This is a genomic window from Shewanella sp. Shew256, assembly GCF_002196695.1.
GTDB lineage: Bacteria > Pseudomonadota > Gammaproteobacteria > Enterobacterales > Shewanellaceae > Shewanella > Shewanella mangrovisoli.
Map to the genome: position 1 here is coordinate 20446 of NZ_NAJR01000004.1, position 19865 is coordinate 40310.

20 protein-coding genes are annotated in these 19865 nt (G+C 47.4%); 6 read left to right on the forward strand and 14 right to left on the reverse strand.

Annotated elements, in window-relative coordinates; translation table 11 throughout:
* Nucleotides 1-115 precede the first annotated feature (115 nt).
* Entirely contained in the window at nt 116-880 is a 765-nt protein-coding gene (locus tag B5P39_RS08275) for a tRNA-uridine aminocarboxypropyltransferase (protein WP_088211157.1), read from the reverse strand.
* Here B5P39_RS08275 and B5P39_RS24660 point away from each other — a divergent pair.
* From B5P39_RS24660 to emrD, 3 genes are all read left to right on the forward strand, one after another.
* Nucleotides 879-1016 (forward strand): hypothetical protein, encoded by a 138-nt coding sequence (locus tag B5P39_RS24660; RefSeq protein ID WP_166485351.1) that lies wholly within the window; start codon nt 879-881, stop codon nt 1014-1016. The genes B5P39_RS08275 and B5P39_RS24660 overlap by 2 nt on opposite strands.
* A 352-nt stretch (nt 1017-1368) precedes the next feature.
* Nucleotides 1369-2508 carry a class C beta-lactamase gene (gene ampC / locus B5P39_RS08280; RefSeq protein ID WP_088211442.1) on the forward strand — a complete coding sequence of 380 codons (1140 nt, stop codon included), beginning with the start codon at nt 1369-1371 and terminating at the stop codon, nt 2506-2508.
* Nucleotides 2509-2881: 373 nt separating this feature from the next.
* Nucleotides 2882-4126, forward strand: coding sequence for a multidrug efflux MFS transporter EmrD (gene emrD, locus B5P39_RS08285; protein ID WP_088211158.1), 1245 nt, complete (start codon nt 2882-2884; stop codon nt 4124-4126).
* Between the two features lie 57 nt (nt 4127-4183).
* On the opposite strand, the gene pssA is transcribed toward emrD, so the two are convergent.
* Both pssA and B5P39_RS08295 read right to left on the reverse strand, forming a co-directional pair.
* Nucleotides 4184-5497: a CDP-diacylglycerol--serine O-phosphatidyltransferase gene (pssA, locus tag B5P39_RS08290; RefSeq protein ID WP_088211159.1), complete on the reverse strand. Its 1314-nt coding sequence runs from the start codon at nt 5495-5497 to the stop codon at nt 4184-4186.
* A gap of 11 nt (nt 5498-5508) precedes the next feature.
* Nucleotides 5509-5841 (reverse strand): DUF1904 domain-containing protein, encoded by a 333-nt coding sequence (locus B5P39_RS08295; RefSeq protein WP_011622704.1) that lies wholly within the window; start codon nt 5839-5841, stop codon nt 5509-5511.
* A gap of 391 nt (nt 5842-6232) precedes the next feature.
* Here B5P39_RS08295 and B5P39_RS08300 point away from each other — a divergent pair, with 391 nt between their 5' ends.
* Together B5P39_RS08300 and dacB are read left to right on the forward strand one after the other, a co-directional pair.
* A complete protein-coding gene (locus B5P39_RS08300; RefSeq protein WP_088211160.1) occupies nt 6233-6409 on the forward strand; it encodes a hypothetical protein in 177 nt (58 codons plus the stop codon).
* A 26-nt stretch (nt 6410-6435) separates the two neighbouring features.
* The gene (dacB, locus tag B5P39_RS08305; RefSeq protein WP_088211161.1) at nt 6436-7977 is read left to right on the forward strand and encodes a D-alanyl-D-alanine carboxypeptidase/D-alanyl-D-alanine endopeptidase; all 1542 of its coding nucleotides are present in this window, start codon (nt 6436-6438) and stop codon (nt 7975-7977) included.
* Between the two features lie 107 nt (nt 7978-8084).
* Here the strand turns inward: dacB and B5P39_RS08310 are convergent, their stop codons facing one another.
* From B5P39_RS08310 to B5P39_RS24440, 11 genes are all read right to left on the reverse strand, one after another.
* Nucleotides 8085-9842, reverse strand: coding sequence for an acyl-CoA dehydrogenase family protein (locus B5P39_RS08310; protein ID WP_088211162.1), 1758 nt, complete (start codon nt 9840-9842; stop codon nt 8085-8087).
* A gap of 217 nt (nt 9843-10059) precedes the next feature.
* Complete coding sequence (locus tag B5P39_RS08315; RefSeq protein ID WP_011716975.1) at nt 10060-10602, reverse strand: DUF2058 domain-containing protein; 543 nt, start codon at nt 10600-10602, stop codon at nt 10060-10062.
* A 59-nt stretch (nt 10603-10661) separates the two neighbouring features.
* A complete protein-coding gene (locus B5P39_RS08320; protein ID WP_088211163.1) occupies nt 10662-11489 on the reverse strand; it encodes an SDR family oxidoreductase in 828 nt (275 codons plus the stop codon).
* A gap of 63 nt (nt 11490-11552) precedes the next feature.
* Nucleotides 11553-12257 carry an orotidine-5'-phosphate decarboxylase gene (gene pyrF / locus B5P39_RS08325; protein WP_088211164.1) on the reverse strand — a complete coding sequence of 235 codons (705 nt, stop codon included), beginning with the start codon at nt 12255-12257 and terminating at the stop codon, nt 11553-11555.
* Between the two features lie 42 nt (nt 12258-12299).
* Entirely contained in the window at nt 12300-13460 is a 1161-nt protein-coding gene (gene lapB / locus B5P39_RS08330) for a lipopolysaccharide assembly protein LapB (RefSeq protein ID WP_023267046.1), read from the reverse strand.
* A 1-nt stretch (nt 13461) separates the two neighbouring features.
* The gene (locus B5P39_RS08335; RefSeq protein WP_011626213.1) at nt 13462-13737 is read right to left on the reverse strand and encodes a LapA family protein; all 276 of its coding nucleotides are present in this window, start codon (nt 13735-13737) and stop codon (nt 13462-13464) included.
* A gap of 123 nt (nt 13738-13860) precedes the next feature.
* The gene (gene ihfB / locus B5P39_RS08340; RefSeq protein ID WP_011072380.1) at nt 13861-14148 is read right to left on the reverse strand and encodes an integration host factor subunit beta; all 288 of its coding nucleotides are present in this window, start codon (nt 14146-14148) and stop codon (nt 13861-13863) included.
* Between the two features lie 73 nt (nt 14149-14221).
* Entirely contained in the window at nt 14222-15889 is a 1668-nt protein-coding gene (gene rpsA / locus B5P39_RS08345; protein WP_011622695.1) for a 30S ribosomal protein S1, read from the reverse strand.
* 102 nt (nt 15890-15991) lie between these two features.
* Entirely contained in the window at nt 15992-16684 is a 693-nt protein-coding gene (gene cmk / locus B5P39_RS08350) for a (d)CMP kinase (protein WP_011622694.1), read from the reverse strand.
* Between the two features lie 183 nt (nt 16685-16867).
* Complete coding sequence (gene aroA / locus B5P39_RS08355) at nt 16868-18148, reverse strand: 3-phosphoshikimate 1-carboxyvinyltransferase (RefSeq protein ID WP_088211165.1); 1281 nt, start codon at nt 18146-18148, stop codon at nt 16868-16870.
* 224 nt (nt 18149-18372) lie between these two features.
* Nucleotides 18373-18585: a hypothetical protein gene (locus tag B5P39_RS24440; protein ID WP_133181010.1), complete on the reverse strand. Its 213-nt coding sequence runs from the start codon at nt 18583-18585 to the stop codon at nt 18373-18375.
* Here B5P39_RS24440 and B5P39_RS08360 point away from each other — a divergent pair.
* Entirely contained in the window at nt 18584-19774 is a 1191-nt protein-coding gene (locus B5P39_RS08360; RefSeq protein ID WP_088211166.1) for an amino acid aminotransferase, read from the forward strand. The two genes, B5P39_RS24440 and B5P39_RS08360, sit on opposite strands and share 2 nt — an antisense overlap.
* Nucleotides 19775-19865: the final 91 nt, after the last annotated feature.

A 19865-nucleotide genomic window follows, 5' to 3' on the forward strand; every position in this document is an offset into this window, starting at 1 on the left:
AGTTCAATGATTTGTGATGGGAATGCTAAAGCGAGGATTTACAGCGGATGAGAACAAGTGAAATCACTCCCCAAGAGTGTCAGTGTACTCTTGGGGGATTAAAAACTATCTAGTGTTAAACACTGGTTGGCGTTGCGGCGCAGTAAGCCGCTTCGAAGGCGTCGGTAAACTCGCTGATGGGTAAAATATCCTCGCGGCAGCGGCGATTGCGCCCGAGCAATGAGGACTCCACAAACAGATCGAACCAAGCCGTTAGTGCCTTACCATTAGCCTCCTCGCCCATTGCCGCCAGCGCAAGTGAGGCAACTTCTGCCGTCCCTAATTGAAAGTCATGACTGCCCTTACGTAAGGCATAGGTGGCTAAGGTATCGGGGTCGAAGGACAGCATAGGCAACCCCTGCAAATAAGTGCTTTTGCGAAACATCTTAATCGCTTCACGCCAACTGCCGTCGAGCATAATGAGAAGTGGTCGTTTACCCTCGGCAAGACTGTCCATGGGCACCTCAGTCAATACGGTTTGCCCTTGGTCGGCATATTGCGCCGGAAAGACTAAAAAGGGCTGATAGTCGCTTGAAGCTAATAGCGCCAACAGCTCAGGGGCGGGTTCGGTGCGCGACCAGAGAAAGGCATGGGTATCCGGGATAAGATCGGCAATTAAGCGACCGCTGTTGGTCGGCTTTAAGACCTCATCGTTATACATCAGCAGCAGAAAACTGGCCTGAGTGGTCAACTGTTTACGCAGTGAACAGGTACAAAATTGCTCGCCCAATAGGCAAAAATGACAGCGGATCAGTTTTTTACCGCGGGCGCCAAAGGGCTTAGTCGATATGGATTTACGGTATTCATATAAGCGATGTACAGCGTGGGGGGCTAGAGCCATGGCAGCCAATTCTCAGTCTATTTCGGTCAAACTTGTTTTTAGAGGCGCGACTCAGTATACGCCATTTATGCGTGTACTTGCGTGCGGTGGCGCAGTGTATCCTTTGGCCGTGAAAGGCGCAATTAGCCTAGAGTAAAAGTGGCATTGCCTTTAAATTTTCCTTTGGGTATTTCACGACCCTACACAACAAAAACACCATTAAATCAGATCAAAAACTCAGCATTGCAATATAGGCATCAACCTCTTGTTCACCCTTTACTAAAATATTGCCGTTAATCCTATCACCCAAGCGAAATTAAATGGCGAGTCGAGCCTAAATCATGCTAAACCTTTCATCATTATCGAGTTTCAAACGGCGCAGATTGTTAATCCGTGCCGTTCAATCATCCCATCATCCCGAAAGGAATTGTATGCCAGAGTCTCTTCAGCCAGCCGTAAAAACAGCGAGGTTTTTACGCTTATCGAACCCATTACCCCTTCTCGGTTTAATGCTGATTACGGCGGCGCCATTAGTGGCCAATGCTGCATCACAGGTTCAGACAGAAGCCATGCAATCCCTTGTCAACTCCGCGGTTAATCCCTTAATGAAGGAATATGGGATCCCTGGAGCCATTGTTGGGATCAGTATGAATGGTCAACAGTATTTCTTCCCCTATGGTGTTAGCTCAAAAACCACTGGGCAAGATGTCAGCGTGAATACCCTGTTCGAGATTGGTTCTATCAGCAAAACCTTTACCGCGGCACTCGCAAACTATGCTCAAGTCGAAGGTAAGCTCACTTTGACTGACAAGGTAAGCCAATACCTGCCCGAATTAAGGGGCAGTGCCTTTGGCCAGATAAATCTTATCAATCTCGCGACCCATACCGCGGGCGACTTGCCCATGCAAGTGCCTGATAAAGTGACCAACAATGCAGAATTGATGCGTTATTTTAAAGAATGGCAACCCGCCTATGCCGCGGGAACACACCGAAATTATGCCAATCCCAGCATTGGATTACTCGGTTTAATTGCGGCTAAACAGTTAGGGCAAAGCTTTCCAAACGCAATGGAGCAAACCCTATTTCCACAACTGGGAATGACTCACAGCTATCTTCAAGTGCCAAGCAACAAGATGGCCGATTATGCCCAAGGATATAATAAGCAAGATCAGCCCGTGCGCCTGAATCCCGGTGTGTTAGCCGACGAGGCTTACGGGATAAAAACCTCGGCCGTGGATTTGCTGCGTTTTGTTGAAACCAATATGCAGCAACATCCTCTCCCTTCCGCACTACAGCAGGCCATAGATGCAACTCACGTTGGCTACTTTGATGTCGGTATGATGACCCAAGAGATGATTTGGGAGCATTATCCCTATCCTATAGCCCTGGATAAGCTGCTTACGGGACATACCCAAGAAGTGGTGTTTGGCAGTCTGCCAGTGAAACCAATCGAGCCGCCGCAAGCACCACAGCCTGATTTATGGATAAATAAGACAGGTTCAACTGGTGGCTTTGCCGCCTATGTGGCTTATATTCCCGCTAAAAAACTGGGCATGGTGTTACTGAGCAATAAAAATTATCCCGTACCGCCTCGGGTGACTGTTGGCTACCAGATATTAACGGGCTTAGCAGCACTGCCAGCAAAATGACCCCTTAGCCCCCTCATTCAATGGAAGGCAGATTCTGCTTTCCATCTTTTTAATTGTTAACTCGCATACTGCTTTACGTCTCTATCTCTGTACTTATCTGAACGATAACTCTTTTATCCACATCGGATATAAAAAATCTTGTTAATAAATAACTTGTGTTGATTAATTTAAGCTGCCGCTATTTATCAAAATCAAAACCCAATTAACAAGTTACTCACTAAGTGTAAGCTTAGTTTGACAATGATAGTTCGATAGAAAAACTTATGAATAAGATTAAAAAATATTCCAGTAAATCAATATGATTGCCACTTGAACTGAAATGTTTTGGGCGTAAGATGCGCGCCATCGTTCAACTCTGCTTTTTAATGGAATTATGATGTCAGACGACACACCGTCTTTAATCTCACAAAAAGCGCCGACACCCGCCGCAGGCAGCGCCACTCAGTTACTCTTTATGCTGGTTTTTATGGTGGCCTGTGGGCAGATGGCACAAACTATTTTTGTCCCTGCACTTCCATTTATCGCCCAAGGCTTAGCTGTGGATGCCAGTAAATTGCAGGCAGTTATGGCTTGCTATCTGCTCGCCTACGGCCTATGTCAGTTTATCTATGGCCCATTATCCGACCGCGTTGGGCGTAAAATGCCGCTGCTCATTGGCATTGGGATTTTTATCCTTGGCGCCTTGATGGCGGCAAATGCCACAAGTTTTAGCCAATTGATTTTCTCAAGCCTGCTACAGGGGCTAGGTACCGCGAGTGCGGGCGCCTTGTGCCGAAGTATTCCAAGGGATCATTACTTCGGCGATAACTTAGTTAAATTTAATAGTTATGTGTCCATGGCCGTGGTGTTCTTGCCCTTGGTCGCGCCCTTTTTAGGCAGTTTTGCCTCCGCTTACTGGGGTTGGCAGGCCGTTTATTGGGTGCTGTTTGGATTTGGCGCCTTGGTTTGGCTACTGCTCTGCTTTGGCTTTAGAGAATCCTTACCCAAGGATAAGCGAGAGCAACAACCCATTTTGGCATCCTATCGCCATGTACTGCGCCACCGCAGTTTTAGGGCCTATTTGCTTTCGCTTATCGCGACTTTTGCCGGCATTGCCGCCTTCGAAGCCATTGCTGGCGTACTCTATGGCCAATATTTGCAACTCTCGCCGTTTATGGTGAGCTGCTATTTTGTCGCGCCCATCCCTGGATACTTACTCGGTGCCCTGATTGCGGGTAGACAAAAACAGGCGCAGCGCACGGTGTTACAAGGGGTTGCGCTCTTGGGCGCAGGCGCCTTGTTTATGTTGATCCCAGGTATATTTCAGCTGGTCGTGGGCTGGAGTTTACTGATAGGCTCGATTCTGTTTTTCAGTGGTGCAGGCATGTTATTTCCGACATTAACCTCGGCGGCGCTAGAGCCGTTCCCACGCCAAGCAGGCATTGCGGGCGCCCTACTCGGTGGCCTACAAAACTTCGATGCGGGGCTTGCCGCCTTAACCATGTCGCTCGTGCCAATGGGCGGCCAGTTAAGTATTGGTTTGCTGAGCGCGCTGATGGTGCTGTTAGTGATTGTCGCCTTGCATTATGCAAAAGACCAAAACGATACCCATCACACCCTGTTGCCACAAAATCCATAGCAGACATATAACACCCAATAAAAAAGCCCACATTGGTGGGCTTTTTTATTGCTTCGATTAGAGAATGCGTCTGAGTAGGAAGTCTGCCTTTAATCTTCTAATGCGAGTCATAATCTTCTTCACTGGCGCGGGATAGCTTTGTAAGGTATCCACTTGGCTGTAGTGATACAGTCTTTGCGTGTGTTCGAGGATATGGCTTTGCTCGGCCTCAAATTGTGCCTTCCAGCTGCCGCTTTCATCGTGAATGAGTAACCCATTCTCTAAATCCAGCGCCCATGCTCTTGGGTTTAAGTTTGAGCCCGTGATCAAATGCTTACGACCATCGGCGCTGATACCCTTGAGGTGATAGCTATTGATACCGTGTTTCCACAGATGAATATTAAGCTGACCATTATCGATTGCCCATTGCTGACGCTTAGCAAATTTACGCAGCGATTGCTCATAGAGATACGGCAAAGCACCAATGGTAGAGAAATCCTGCTCGGGCGGAATGTAAAAGTCATTCGCCGTTTTATCCCCAACCACTATGTCGATACGTTTGCCTTTACGCAGGTGCTTTGCCAAGGCACGCACCAGAATATAGGGAGGATTAAAATAAGGCGTGCAAATAAACAGCCTGTCTTTTGACTCTTCCACCATGGCAATCACGGCTTTATTCAGCAGGTTATGTTTGCGGCCTAATCCCAGTAAAGGGGTGACACGATTACCACTGCGGGTAGCGTTAAACTCATACTGTGCCTGCGATAACCTAAGTTTAAAGCTGCGCACATCGGTTTTGGGTGGCAAGACTTCTTGCTGCGCATCTTGAGTAAGTGATGCAACGGCAGGATCGGCAATGATATAGCGCTGGATCATAGTGCGCATACTGCGCGCTAACTCGGCCGACTCAATCACATGGTAACGGTCGAAACGGTATTTATCGTTTTGCTGCAGATAGATGTTATTCAGGCTGGCACCGCTGTAAATCACGGCATCGTCAATCACAAAACCCTTAAGGTGCAGTACGCCCATAAATTCACGGGATTTTACTGGCACGCCCATAATGTCGATAGGATGCTCTGCCTCGGCCATAACCTTACGGTACATCAGATAGTTACCGCTATCGCCCTTGTGACCAATCAAACCGCGTCTGGCGCGGTGAAAATCCACCAAAATCTTGACATCTAACGCGGGGTTGTTTGCCTTAGCCGTCATCAAGGCCTGTAAAATTTCGCGCCCCGCCTCATCGTCTTCAAGATAGAGTGCAGCGATATAAATGCTGTCCTTGGCATTTTCAATACGGCTAAGCAATTCTGCCTTAAATCGGCATGGCGTAAGCAACCACGTTAAAGCCTCGGGTTGAACGGCTATTCCACCAAGCTTATCTAGCAAGGCATCCTCCTTTAAACATGCTGACCACCCCGATAGGAAGCGCTTGGGGTCAGTGACAAAAACATCACAGCAATTTGGGTTAATTCTGGATAGGCTTCTGTCACTGCCAGCCTGATCGTTTGTTCTACTTTAAGATGGATATCAGGGTCGACCGGAAACCAAAGCAATTCGATTTGGACAAAGCGTTGATCAATTCTGCCATTACGGTAGCTGATGCTTGGGATCCAATCTAATGTAAAACTCTCTGCATTACCTTTACATATAGCCGCCAAAGACTGCAGTAATGTTTGGCTAAGCTCTGCAACAACTGCCTGTGGCAAGCCGCGCATACTAATATGAGGCATGGTTTTAGTGGTTACCTGAGATCCTAAAATCGTAAGGGGTAGAAATTACCGACTTCACTGCAACTCGGCAAGACTTTTCGGCGAAAAGCACGTGGGATAGCGCCTATTTTGCTGGTAATTTGACCTGAAACGACGCATTCCACATCGATGGAACTAAAATGCAGCAATTTAGTCCGCAAATGGCAGGCTTCTATGCCTCTATTCACGGCTAACTAAATGCTTTTTCTGTTTTTCTATGAATCTTTTGTCCATGACGATTAACCAACACTAATCAGGCCATAAACAAAATGGTGTGTGAGTCACAAAACAGGGCTTCAGCAACAGGCAAGCGTGCCTGTGATCGTTGTTTTAGCGTAAACTAAAACATCTTAAGTCCTCATTGCCTAACACCATGAACAAAAAAATCCTACTGACCCTCGCCCTCACCTTAGCCTTAGCTTGGGGCATTTTTCATTTTAAAGCGCAACTCGGCTTACTCATTTTGCCGCTTTTTATCGGATTGGTTTTATTTGTCACCCTAAGGCTGTATCGTCTAATGGAAAAAGACGATGGCAACAATGACCGCTAATGGTAAAAATGATATTCAGGACACCTATGACGCACTCGCTAAACAAGGATAAGTTACAGGCATCATTCACTCGGCCCAAGATTAAAGGGTTATTCTTAGGCGGCTTGGTAAGCATGCTGCTGTCAACCCAAGCCCATGCGGCAATTCATCCGATGGATGAGTCGATATTGGCCAAGCAAATCGCCGATATTGCTCCGCGCCATTCGCAAGTGGCTTTGTTGGCCCGTGATTTAAGTACTAATACCCTGTTATACAGCCAGCAAGCCGATACCTTATTTATCCCAGCCAGCACACAAAAAGTGCTGACCGCCGTTACCGCTATGGCTAGCCTTGGCCCAGATTTTCGCTATGTTACTGAGCTGTGGAGCGATGCGCCTATTCGTCAAGGTCATATTGCGGGCAGTGTTTATCTGCGTTTTAGCGGCGATCCGACGCTAACTCAGGACGATCTTAAGGCCTTGTTTGCTCATCTACAAAAGCAAGGCATAACAAGCATTGAGGGGCATCTCTATCTTATCGGGGATAAACAAGAGCAATTACAAGCACCTGGCTGGGTGTGGGATGATCTCGGGATTTGCTTTGCCGCGCCAGTGTCGAGTTATATCATCAACCAAAACTGCGTGTACGGGCAGTTTGCCCCAAGCTCAACCAAGCATGCTTCTGAGGTCAAATTAAGGGCATCGAGTTTTGGGGTGAAAGTGAGTAGCGACGCCATATTCTCCCCCAAAGCAGGCCATGATTTTTGCCAACTCGATTTAGTACGCCTTGGCCAGAATCAGTATCATCTACGGGGGTGCTATCCTGGCAGTGAAGCGATACCGCTGGCGATTGCCATTAGCGATCCCGAAAAATTTGCCATGGACACCCTAACAGCAACGCTCAAGGGTGAAATGTCACTCTCTGGTAAAGTGAAGATAGGCAACGCCATCCCTTCCAAGGCAAAACTCATTGCCAGCCATAGTAGCGCGCCTTTGCCTGAGCTGCTCAAAACCATGCTGCTGAAGTCGGATAACCTGATTGCCGACAGTTTGTTTAAGCGCGTGGGGCAAAGTTATTACAAAACCCAAGGTAGCTTTACCCATGGAGCTGCGGCGATGCGGCATATACTGACTGAGCTTGGAATTGATTTAACCAACGCCAATATTGTCGATGGTTCAGGGCTTTCTCGCTATAACCTGTTGAGCGCAAAACAATTAGCCGATGTGCTGGTGCTCATTTACCAAGATGCACGCTTTCACAGCCTCATTGACAGTTTGCCCGAAGCCGGTGTCAGCGGCACACTGCAATATCGCTTGGGATACACTAAACCGCCCTTAAAACATCGAGTGTTTGCCAAGACTGGCTCGATGCAGGGTGTCGCCAATTTAGCTGGCTTTATGCGTTTAGCGCAGCAGCGGGATATTCTCTTTGTCGTGCTCGAGAATGGCATAAGCCCTGAGACCAAAAAGCAACGTAAGCCCGCCTTTAGCGCCGACTTTTTAACTCGGCTGCTGAGCGCTGTCGAAATTCAAACTCAGACCAGCCAAACAACGACCACAGAGCAGAGCACCGTTAAGTTAAGTGATTAACTCCCAATACGTGCATAGCAATATGCAAAGTATTAAAAAGAAAAAGCACTGAATATCAGTGCTTTTTTATTGGGTTAATTCGAACGTTTAACGCGATTAAGTTTACGTTAGAACAGCTCTGCAGGCATCGCCATAGTGCTGACATCCCCCGCACGCACTTGCGCTAAGTGATAGTCTGCTTTAGGTAACAGCTTATCGAAATAGAATTTGGCGAGGTAGGATTTTTGCTCGGCAAACTGCTTATCTTCAGCACCCACCGCTTTATCCAGCATGGCTAACCAATAGAATCCATAGAGAGTGAAGCCGAAGGCATCCAAAAAGTCGACCGCACTGGCGTTAATGAGTGCTGGTTGAGTCAGCTTTTGCTCATTGATGGATTCAGCTACATTGACTAAGGCATCCAAACGGGCACAAACAGCGGACACTTTCACCGCATCGACCTGAGTAAACTCACGCATTTGCGCCTTTAACTCGGCCACAAACTCCTTGAGCGTTGCCAAGTTATCGCCAGTGACTTTTCGGCCGAGGAAGTCGATAGCCTGAATACCGTTAGTGCCTTCGTAGATCTGGGCAATACGAGTATCACGTACTAACTGCTCAATACCTGTTTCACGAATATAGCCATGACCACCAAACACTTGCTGCGCCATGATAGTGGCATCTAAACCGCGGTCGGTTAAAAACGCTTTTGCCACGGGAGTTAACAAGCCCACATAACGAGCGGCCTTAGCTTTAACCTCACCCTCGGCATATTTTGCTAAATCGAGTTGTTTACCAGTAAATACCGAGAGTGCGCGCCCCGCTTCTGTCATCGCACGAATGGTCAGCAGCATACGACGCACGTCGCCATGAACAATAATAGGATCGGAATCGCTGCCCGTAGGTGAACCGCCAGCGGCAACGCCTTGGTTGCGCTCTTTGGCATAATCGGCGGCCATTTGATAAGCGGCCTGCGCACTGCCAAGCCCTTGAATACCGATGGCTAAGCGCTCGTAGTTCATCATAGTGAACATACACACTAAACCTCGATTTGGCTCACCAATTAGGTAACCTTTTGCCTCATCAAAGTTCATCACACAGGTAGCCGAACCCTTAAGCCCCATTTTATGCTCGATGGAACCCACGCTCACGCCGTTAGCCTGGCCTAAATTACCGTCGGCATCAACCGTGATTTTAGGCACGAGGAACAGTGAAATCCCTTTACTTTCAGGAAGCTTTGCCAGCACTAAGTGAATGACGTTCTCGGTTAAATCATGATCGCCACCCGTGATAAAGATTTTGCTGCCGCTAATGGCATAACTGCCGTCATCCTGTGGGATAGCACGGGTACGGATATTACGTAGATCTGAGCCCGCCTGAGGCTCAGTCATGTCCATGGCCCCTGCCCATTCCCCGCTGTAAAGCTTCGGCAAATAGGTTTCTTTAATCTCTTCACTGCCGTGGGCATTAATACATAATGCCGCCCCCGCCGTGAGTGAGCCATACAGAGTGAATGCATTGCAGGCGCTGTAAGCCATTTCATCGACTAACACACCCAGCATTTTCGGCATGCCCATACCACCGAACTCGGGTTCACCACATAGGCCCACCCAGCCGCCTTGGGAATATTGATCGTAAACAGCTTTATAACCATCAGGGGTAATCACTCGATTATCCTGATGAAGAACGCCTTGCTCATCGCCAGCACGGTTAAGCGGATGGATTAATTCAGCACTGATTTTCGCGGCTTCTTCGAGAATCGCGCTGGCCGTATCCATATCGACCATTTCAGCAATATCAGGGAGTTGTGCCCAAGTATTTGGCGCATCAAAAACCTGTTCCAATAAGAAACGCATATCCGCTAACGGAGCTTGGTAAGGATTCATGGGTAGACTCTTAAACGTAGGATTTAAACAGTTGTTTTAATTTATACCAGTTCAATACAGAAAACAATCTCATTACAAATTCACTTTGCAACTCAGAACCAGCAAAACCGTTAATGTGAAATGCGGGCAATAAAAAACCCTTAAGTTGCCTTAAGGGTTTTAGTGTAGCCAGAGATAAGCGATGCGTCGTCGGCTTAGCTCACGATTAACGCATTGATTACCACATTAAATCGTCTGGGATCGCATAATCAGCATAGGGGTCATCTTCGACCTCAACCGCTTTGCCTTCATCTTGTTGCCACAAGTAACCGCACCATTGTGGCACCAGTAGATTGACGCGCTCTGCTAATTTATGGGGGACTAGGTAGCTCTTATCTTCGTATCGAACAATCCCTAATAGACCTTTTAGCAGTTCTGATTGGATCTTTTCATCAATATAGACTGAATAGATTTTATTATCGAGGGTATAGTTAAACTTCACCTCGGCATGGCTTGGGATCTTAATCGCAAATTGAGTGAATTCACTCACTAAACCACGCACTTGCCCACGGGCCGTCGCTTCGGCAAAGCGCTGCTCGTTCAATGCCTTATCTTTTTCAGCTTGGAGTCGTTTTTGCTCGGCGATGTCACTCTTCAATGCGCTCGAACCATCATCCACCCGCGCCTTTTTATCGCGACGTTTTTGCGTCTTCACGTCACGTACTTTTTGTTTACTAGCAAGGCCAGCCTTAAGCAGCTGCTCTTGTAATGCATTCGCCATGGATTTTCACCCGATTTCTCTATCAAATAAATAAGTTACAACGTTCATATATTGTGCGATTACAGCTGAGCTTTAATCGCCAACTCGTCTAATGCCGTCATTGCAATGCTCGCTCCGCCAAGCGACCAGCCACCATCGACGGGTAACACAACCCCTGTAATGTACGAGGCATACTCTGATCCTAAAAACATCGCGGCATTAGCAATATCCTGCCCGATACCATTGCGTTTTAACGGTACAGACTGTGCAACTTGCTGTTGTAGCGCGGCGCTCGGTGCTAAACGGTTAAATCCTTCAGTGTCCGCAATTGGGCCTGGAATAATGGAGTTTATACGGATCCCTTCGCAGCCCCATTCTATCGCCAGTGTCCGAGTGAGCATGTCTACGCCCGCTTTGGCGGCGCAAACATGGGCTTGCATTGGCATTGCTATGGATGCCTGCGGCGCCGAGATTTGAATAATATTCCCTTGGGGGCGACGCAGTAAAGGATAAGCCGTCTTTAGCACTTGAAAACTGCCCAAGAGATCAATATCCATCACGGCCTTAAAGCCATTAGCAGAGAGTTTTGCCGCAGTCGCCGGAAAGTTGCCTGCCGCGCCACTGACCAACACATCGATAAAGCCGAATTCGGAAGCTATGGCTTCAAAGCCCTGCTCAACCGCAGCCAAATCCCTGACATCAAAACTCACCCCGAGGTGGATCCCATCTGGATTTGACTGTTTGAGTTGCAACACGGCGGCATCAATCTTGTCTTGACTGCGACTCGCCACCGCCACATTCGCGCCAGCCTGCGCAAAGGCGTTGGCTATCGCGAGGTTAATTCCACTCGTACCACCGACAACGACAACATTCTTACCTTGATAATTAAACATCGTAGTATTCAGCATGGGCATTCTCCGTGAACGGTCAAATTAACGTGCGAACAAGTGCTTAAGCCGCAATGGTTGTCATCATGCCTCTCTAGCGAGAGATTGATGAATCGCCTGCAACGCCGCCAGAGGATCGGCGGCCTTAGTGATTGGTCGACCAATCACTAAATAATCAGAACCAGCGGCAAGCGCCTCCGGTGGCGTCATCACCCGGTGTTGGTCACCCACGTCACTGCCCACGGGGCGGATCCCCGGGGTGATAAGTTTAAAATCTTGACCTAAGAGCGATTTAAGTACGCTCGCCTCTTGCGCCGAACAGACCACACCATCAAGACCTGCCTGCTTGGTGAGTTTCGCGAGACGTTGCACATGCTCAAAAGCTGGAACATCAATGCCGATGAGTTTTAAATCCTCATCGCTCATGGAAGTGAGAACCGTTACTGCGATTAGCAGAGGTGCATCCTTACCATAGGGCTGCAACGCTTTTTTCGCTGCTTCCATCATGGCCAAGCCACCACTGGCATGCACGTTTGTCATCCACACGCCAAGTTCTGCCGCGGCCGCGACTGCTTTGGCGACCGTATTGGGAATATCGTGAAACTTTAGGTCGAGGAAAAGATCGAAACCGCGGTCGTGAATGTCTTTAACCAATTGTGGGCCAAATAGGGTAAACATTTCTTTGCCCACTTTGAGGCGGCACATGTTGGGATCGAGTTGATCTATCAGTTGTAAGGCGTGGTTTTTATTATCGTAATCAAGCGCTACGAGGATAGGTTTGGTCGTCATCATCTCTCCAACTGAGTTACACTAACAAGGTATTTCTAAAGGTTATTCACCGTCTAAGCCACGGATCCGTTTAATGGTGCCCCATTTTTTACAGGAGGGGCAATGCCAATACAGGGTGTGGGATGGGAAACCGCATTCTTTACAGCGATAACTGGGACGGAATTTAATTTGTTGTTCAACAAGTTGCTCAAGCATAGTCAAACTTTGTTTGGCTTGCCCTTCTTCTGCTTGACGCAGGTGCATCTGCATTAAGTGCTGAAATCCCTTCATGGTGGGATGGCGATACAGGGCGTCCAACACCATGTTTTCAGCAGCTTTTATCTCATCGAGACTAATCATATGCTGAGCAAGCGCTACCACCACTGAAGCGCCCGCCCCTTCGGCCATAGCACCTGCTAATAATTCTTGATAGCCCTCTTTATCTTGAGTATCGCGATACACTTGCTTCGCCGTCGGCAAAGCATCGGCAAAGAGTTCTATATCAGCCTTTTTCAGTGCCATCAGCATAGATTTACACTGGTTGTAATCTTTGGCGTCGAGGAATTTTTTAGCGAGTGTGAGTAAGGCTCGGCCGCACTTAGGATCTTGTTTTAATGCTTGTTGTAATAACTTGATCTTGTCGGCATCGTCGCTGGTTTCATCCGCAAGCTGGCAATAAAAATGAGCGATAATCGGTTTAAGCACCTGCTGACGCTTGCGACTTAAGCGCTTGGTGATGTCGATGGCCTTTTGCCATTCCTTAATGACTTGATAAATGGCAATCAGCTGCGTCTCAGACTCTTCGCTATGGTCATCTTGACTCACCAAATTCAGGAAAATCTCTTCTGCGCGGTCGTAAAACCCCGCCGCAAGGTAATCTTTACCCAGTTCCATCATCGCGATATCGCGCTGCTCATTGGTGAGCGTTGGGCGTGCGATTAGGTTTTGATGGATACGAATGGATCGGTCAACTTCACCGCGTTTGCGGAATAACGACCCGAGGGAAAGATGGGTATCGATGGTTTCATCGTCCACATCGAGCATACTGATAAACAAGTCGACCGCTTTGTCTGACTCGTTCGACAACAGGAAATTCAAGCCGGTGAAATAATCACGACTTAATTGCTTACGCTGATTACTCTGGTTTTGCCTTATGCTCCGCCGCCCCATATACCAACCGTAACCGGCAGCAATAGGAAGCAACAGGAAGAGGATCTCAAGCATATTAGGCGTCTACACCTTGAGGAGTTTTAGCGGTTTGAACCGTTAATTTCTTTCTGGTCGCCGCTAAAGCCAATTTCAGTTTGACAATATAATAGCTGGCCACGAGCCAACTCAACATAAAGCCTGCAAAGAAAACCACGGCCAAGACTACGGGTAAACGGTACTCACCCTGAGCCACAAAGTAGCTGATCGTCACTACTTGTTCATTACGCGCACCAAAAATCAATGCCACGATAAATAACAGTGCCACAAGGACTGTCGCTACAAAAGATTTCACGTCGCACTCCCTTAAACGCCTTTCAATTTTCTGATTATCCAAGAAATTTACTGAGCTGACCAGCTTTGCCTTGCATTAGATATAAAAAAGCCCCCTTACGGAGGCTTTTTGTAATGCGGTCAATTATACATTAACTGCGTCAACGCGTTCGCGCAGTTCTTTGCCTGGCTTAAAGTGCGGGACGTATTTGCCTTCCAATTCAACTGATGAACCAGTCTTTGGATTACGGCCAGTACGCGGTGCACGATAATGAAGCGAGAAACTACCAAAGCCACGGATTTCAATACGATCACCGCTTTCTAATGTTGTTGCCATTTGCTCCAACATCTCTTTGATTGCGCCTTCAACCTCTTTCGCCGACAGCTGCGACTGCCTGGTGGCGAGTTTTTCGATCAGTTCGGATTTTGTCATCCTAGCTATCCCCTATTATCAAGCCAAACACAGTCACCTAATGGGGAGAAAAAACTCCCCATACAACAGGCGATTATTTGCGAGCTGCTTTAAACGCTTCAGCCATTGCATTACTAATAACAGCGTCTTCTTGTTTATTCAAGGTCGCCATTACTTCTTTTTCTTCAGCTTCGTCTTTCGCTTTGATTGACAGGCTGATAGAACGGTTCTTACGGTCAACACCCATGAACTTAGCTTCGATAGCGTCACCTACTGAGTAAACAGTAGATGCATCTTCGATGCGCTCACGGCTGATGTCAGCTACACGGATGTAACCTTCAACAGTGTCAGCTAGTTCAACAGTCACGCCTTTAGCGTCAACAGCAGAAACAGTACCGTTTACGATAGTTCCTTTCTTCTTGTCAGCTAAGTAAGCGTTGAATGGATCGTCTTCAGTTTGTTTAACACCTAAGCTGATGCGCTCGCGCTCTGGGTCAACAGACAGAACCACTGCGTGGATTTCGTCGCCTTTCTTGTACTCAGATACTGCGTCTTCGCCAGTGCCGTTCCAAGAAATGTCAGACAGGTGAACTAAACCATCGATACCGCCGTCAAGACCGATGAAGATACCGAAGTCAGTGATTGACTTGATCTTACCAGAAACCTTGTCGCCTTTGTTGTAACGAGTTGCGAAGTCATCCCATGGGTTGGTCTTACATTGCTTCAGACCTAGAGAAATACGACGACGCTCTTCATCGATGTCCAGAACCAGAACTTCAACTTCGTCACCTAAGTTAACCACTTTAGATGGGTGAATGTTCTTGTTAGTCCAATCCATTTCAGAAACGTGAACTAAACCTTCAACGCCTTCTTCGATTTCAACGAAACAGCCGTAGTCAGTCAGGTTAGTTACGCGACCAGTTAACTTAGTGTTTTCTGGGTAGCGCTTGCTGATTTCTAACCATGGATCTTCGCCAAGTTGTTTCAGACCTAAAGACACACGAGTGCGCTCACGATCGTACTTCAGAACTTTAACGTTGATTTCATCACCAACGTTTACGATTTCAGATGGGTGCTTAACGCGTTTCCATGCCATATCAGTGATATGTAACAGACCGTCAACGCCACCTAAATCTACGAATGCACCGTAGTCAGTCAGGTTCTTAACGATACCTTTAACTGCTTGACCTTCTTGCAGATTTTCTAACAGTGCATCACGCTCAGCGCTGCTTTCTGATTCGATAACTGCACGACGAGAAACAACTACGTTGTTACGCTTCTGGTCTAGTTTGATAACTTTGAATTCTAATTCTTTGTACTCTAAGTGAGCGGTGTCGCGAACTGGGCGCACGTCAACTAGAGAACCTGGTAAGAAGGCACGGATACCGTTTAATTCAACAGTGAAACCGCCTTTCACTTTACCATTGATGATACCGATTACAGTTTCAGCATCTTCGTAAGCTTTTTCCAGAACGATCCAAGCTTCGTGACGTTTCGCTTTTTCGCGAGACAGTTGAGTCTCACCGAAGCCGTCTTCAACAGAGTCAAGAGCTACGTCAACTTCATCACCAACAGCGATTTCTAAAACGCCTTGAGCGTTTTTGAATTGTTCAGCTGGGATTGGGCTTTCAGACTTCAGACCTGCATCAACCAGAACCATACCGTTTTCGATAGCAACTACAGTACCACGAACGATAGAGCCTGGACGGAATTCCAGAGTTTGAAGGGATTGTTCAAATAGATCAGCAAAAGATTCAGTCATGTTTAAGTTACTTTAATGTAATAAACCACAGTCAATCCTAGACGTGGAGTCAGTCAAATTATCCGTATCATCCTTAATACGAATACCTATCCAAACAATAATTTAGTTAGTGTTGGATAATTTTTGGTTGATGTAGTTGAGCGCAAGCTCAAGTACTTCATCAATACCTTTATCGCTAGTATCGATAACAAGCGCATCCTCGGCAGGGACCAAAGGGGCCACTGGACGATTCATATCGCGGTCGTCACGCTCGATAATTTCAGCTAAAAGGCGCTCGATATTAACATCGAAGCCCTTGTCCTGCAACTGATTATAGCGTCTTTGAGCCCGCTCCTCTGCAGAAGCAGTTAAATATAATTTAGCCGATGCCGTTGGGAAAACAACCGTGCCCATATCGCGGCCATCGGCGATTAATCCGGGTGCCGTTCTAAAGGCACGTTGACGACGTAATAAGGCTTCCCGCACACGGGGAAATGCCGCCACTTTAGAGGCCGCATTTGAGCATTCTTGAGTACGTATCGCAGTAGTGACGTCTTCACCTTCTAAGATCACTTGAACTGGGTCTTTCTCATTGCCGGTTAAAAATTTCACATCAAGGTGCGCAGCAAGGAGTGTGATGGATTCTTCATTTTCCAGTTCTACATCGTGGTGAATTGCAGCTAACGCCAGCACTCGGTAAATAGCACCACTATCAAGCAGTTGCCATCCGAGATGCTTAGCCAACAATTGGCTAATTGTCCCTTTACCAGCACCACTTGGGCCGTCGATTGTGACTACAGGAGCCCGTTCAGACATACATTCCTCCGCAAAAAATAATCATCATCCGTGAGTTCTTAACTAGAGCCCCGAAAATGAGCGCGCCGCATTGTACAATACAATACAAATAAAATCCGTGGATTTTTTATGAAGTTTAGAAGCCGCTCAAATGCGGCTTCATCATCTTGATATGACCCAAAGTGAGTCTGTTACAGGAAGCGGTTAGGCTTTGAGACTGGCAAATTGGGCAAAATAGTCTGGGAAGGTTTTCGAGGTACAATCGGGATCATTGATGGTGATCCCGCAATCGGCAAAAGCCAGCATGGAGAAGCACATCGCCATGCGATGATCGTTATAAGTGTCAATCTCTGCGGTATTGAGCACCACTGGCGGGGTGATTTGAATATAATCATGGCCCTCTTCCACTAACGCGCCAACTTTACGCAGCTCGGTGGCCATCGCCGCTAATCGATCGGTCTCCTTAATGCGCCAGTTATAGATGTTGCGTATAGTGGTCGTGCCCTTAGCAAACAAAGCCGCAGTGGCAATGGTCATCGCCGCATCGGGAATATGATTCATGTCTAAATCAACTGCGGTTAACGGTGCTCCACGGGCAATAATGTAATCATCGCCCCACTCAATATCGGCGCCCATTTTTTCCAGCACATCGGCAAATTTCACATCGCCCTGAATGCTTAAACGGCCAACACCCGTGACTTTCACCTTACCACCTTTGATGGCTCCCGCCGCTAAAAAGTAAGATGCAGAAGACGCATCCCCTTCCACTAACACTTTACCCGGAGACACATACTGCTGCCCGGCTGGGATTTCAAAGCGGGCATAGTCATGGTTAATCACCTGAACGCCAAACTGCGTCATCAGGGCTAAAGTAATGTCGATATAAGGCTTTGAAACCAGTTCACCTTTGACATGAATATTCACACTGCCCTTCGCGAGGGGCGCAACCATTAACAGCGCGGTTAAGAACTGGCTAGACAGATCGCCAGCAATTTCCACATCGCCACCGTTAAGACCGGTTGCATTGATGGTCAGTGGTGGAAATCCTTCATTCTTAAGGTAAACAATATTGGCGCCCAATTGCTTTAAGGCATCGACCAAATCGCCAATGGGACGCTCTTCCATGCGCGGCTCGCCGGTTAAGGTAAATTCGCCACGGCCTAAGGTGAGCGCAGCGCACAATGGACGCATAGCAGTGCCCGCATTGCCTAAAAACAGCGTTTGCGCGGTATCTGATGAAATCACGCCGCCTAAGCCAGTCAGTTCACAGACAGTATTATTTTGCGATAAGCGGTATTCGACGCCCAACTGCTTTAAAGACGCCAACATATGACGAATATCATCGGAATCGAGCAAATTGGTTAGCGTGGTGGTGCCTTTGGCTAAGGTCGCTAATAATAACGCGCGGTTAGAAATACTTTTTGAGCCCGGAATGTTGATCTCACCGCGGACTTGCACAACAGGTTCAAGACGTAATTGCTTCATGAATAAATCTTCTTTCTCTTAGGGCGTTACCATCGACGGCACGCTGATTGAAAATAGGTAAATGGCAACCTCACGCTACATAGCGTCAAGTTAAGATTACAAATTAAAGGAGATTGGGGACCTTGTTGGTGCTTCGTCGTTATAAAATTACCGATAGTGACGCAGGATTCAACCGTTTTTTACTAAAAAACGGCTTTTTAAACCGGAAAATTACTCAAGTCAGTCTAAAAATAACAAAAATACAAAATATCAGCGGTTAAATTGTGATCTAAAGCGTTTTTTGGCAGGCTTTTTTGCCAGATTAATTGGCCATAGTTCACAGTTTTTGCTTTAAATTTTTCATCTATCCACGCTATTCTAGGTTTCAAACGATAAATCACGCATATTCTTTGCAATTCCTGTTGTCGCAATATAACCAAAAAGGTAGATGGAGCCATGTTTAACTCACTCGTCGCAATGCCTGCGGATCCTATCCTCGGCCTATTAACCCAGTACCGTGAAGACTCACATCCTCAAAAAGTCGACTTAGGTGTGGGCGTGTATAAGGATCCCGCTGGAAACACTCCCATCCTTAATTGCGTGAAAAAAGCCGAAAAATTCCGTTTAGACACTGAAACCACCAAAGTGTATATCGGCCCAACTGGTTCGCCTCAGTTTAATACCCTGATAACAGAATTAGCCTTTGGCAGTGATCACAGCGCGATTATCGCCAACCGCATTCGTACTGTATCCACTCCTGGTGGTACGGGCGCCCTGCGCGTTGCAGGTGATTTTATTAAACGCTGCAATCCTAATGCGGTACTGTGGGTAAGCGATCCCACCTGGGCGAACCACACAGGCTTGTTTGAAGCGGCAGGCATTACCGTTAAAACCTACCCTTACTATGATTACGACACTAAATCGTTAAAGTTTGATGAGATGCTCAGCGCGCTTGCTCAAGTTGGTCCGAACGATGTGGTGCTGTTCCACGCCTGTTGCCATAACCCGAGCGGGATGGATTTAACCACTGAGCAATGGGATAACGTGGTTGCCCTCACCAAGGAGCAAGGTTTTACCCCGCTTATCGACATGGCTTACCAAGGTTTTGGTGATGGTGTCGATATCGATGCCTACGGCGTGCGTAAAATGGCCGCTGCTGTCGATAATATGATCCTGTGTAGCTCTTGCTCGAAAAACTTTGGTCTGTACCGTGAGCGTATCGGTTCATGCTCTGTGGTTGCAAAGGATGCGAACACGGCAAACATTGCGCACTCTGTGCTGCTTTACGTGGTTCGCTGCCTCTACTCCATGCCGCCAGCCCACGGCGCGGCAATTGTCGAAACCATTCTCGGTTCAGCAGAATTAAAACAAGAGTGGTTAGAGGAGCTCAAAGTGATGCGCGACCGCATCAATGGTAACCGCGCGATTTTAGTGGAAAAACTCAAGGCCAATGGTGTTGAGCGCGACTTTAGCTTTATCGCTCGCCAAAAAGGCATGTTCTCTTTCCTAGGGGTTAATCCTGAGCAAGTGGCACGCCTGCAGAAAGAATTCAGCATCTATATGGTGGGTTCGAGCCGTATTAGCATTGCAGGCATTAGCGAAGACAATGTGGATTACTTAGCTAAGTCGATTGCTAAAGTACTATAACGAGACTGTTGATATGAAAGCGCCTAAGTCCCCTAGCTTTCTTTTCGCTATAGCTTAGTGCTAGCTTTGACATAAGTACCCGCTTTCATAT

Excerpts from the sequence above, each read along its gene's own strand:
- B5P39_RS24660 (WP_166485351.1), top strand. The coding sequence starts at position 879 with ATGGCAGCCAATTCTCAGTCTATTTCGGTCAAACTTGTTTTTAGAGGC.
- B5P39_RS08275 (WP_088211157.1), bottom strand. The coding sequence starts at position 880 with ATGGCTCTAGCCCCCCACGCTGTACATCGCTTATATGAATACCGTAAA.
- ampC (WP_088211442.1), top strand. The coding sequence starts at position 1,369 with ATGCTGATTACGGCGGCGCCATTAGTGGCCAATGCTGCATCACAGGTT.
- emrD (WP_088211158.1), top strand. The coding sequence starts at position 2,882 with ATGATGTCAGACGACACACCGTCTTTAATCTCACAAAAAGCGCCGACA.
- B5P39_RS08295 (WP_011622704.1), bottom strand. The coding sequence starts at position 5,841 with ATGCCTCATATTAGTATGCGCGGCTTGCCACAGGCAGTTGTTGCAGAG.
- B5P39_RS08300 (WP_088211160.1), top strand. The coding sequence starts at position 6,233 with ATGAACAAAAAAATCCTACTGACCCTCGCCCTCACCTTAGCCTTAGCT.
- dacB (WP_088211161.1), top strand. The coding sequence starts at position 6,436 with ATGACGCACTCGCTAAACAAGGATAAGTTACAGGCATCATTCACTCGG.
- B5P39_RS08310 (WP_088211162.1), bottom strand. The coding sequence starts at position 9,842 with ATGAATCCTTACCAAGCTCCGTTAGCGGATATGCGTTTCTTATTGGAA.
- B5P39_RS08315 (WP_011716975.1), bottom strand. The coding sequence starts at position 10,602 with ATGGCGAATGCATTACAAGAGCAGCTGCTTAAGGCTGGCCTTGCTAGT.
- B5P39_RS08320 (WP_088211163.1), bottom strand. The coding sequence starts at position 11,489 with ATGCTGAATACTACGATGTTTAATTATCAAGGTAAGAATGTTGTCGTT.
- pyrF (WP_088211164.1), bottom strand. The coding sequence starts at position 12,257 with ATGACGACCAAACCTATCCTCGTAGCGCTTGATTACGATAATAAAAAC.
- lapB (WP_023267046.1), bottom strand. The coding sequence starts at position 13,460 with ATGCTTGAGATCCTCTTCCTGTTGCTTCCTATTGCTGCCGGTTACGGT.
- ihfB (WP_011072380.1), bottom strand. The coding sequence starts at position 14,148 with ATGACAAAATCCGAACTGATCGAAAAACTCGCCACCAGGCAGTCGCAG.
- rpsA (WP_011622695.1), bottom strand. The coding sequence starts at position 15,889 with ATGACTGAATCTTTTGCTGATCTATTTGAACAATCCCTTCAAACTCTG.
- cmk (WP_011622694.1), bottom strand. The coding sequence starts at position 16,684 with ATGTCTGAACGGGCTCCTGTAGTCACAATCGACGGCCCAAGTGGTGCT.
- aroA (WP_088211165.1), bottom strand. The coding sequence starts at position 18,148 with ATGAAGCAATTACGTCTTGAACCTGTTGTGCAAGTCCGCGGTGAGATC.
- B5P39_RS08360 (WP_088211166.1), top strand. The coding sequence starts at position 18,584 with ATGTTTAACTCACTCGTCGCAATGCCTGCGGATCCTATCCTCGGCCTA.
- B5P39_RS24440 (WP_133181010.1), bottom strand. The coding sequence starts at position 18,585 with ATGGCTCCATCTACCTTTTTGGTTATATTGCGACAACAGGAATTGCAA.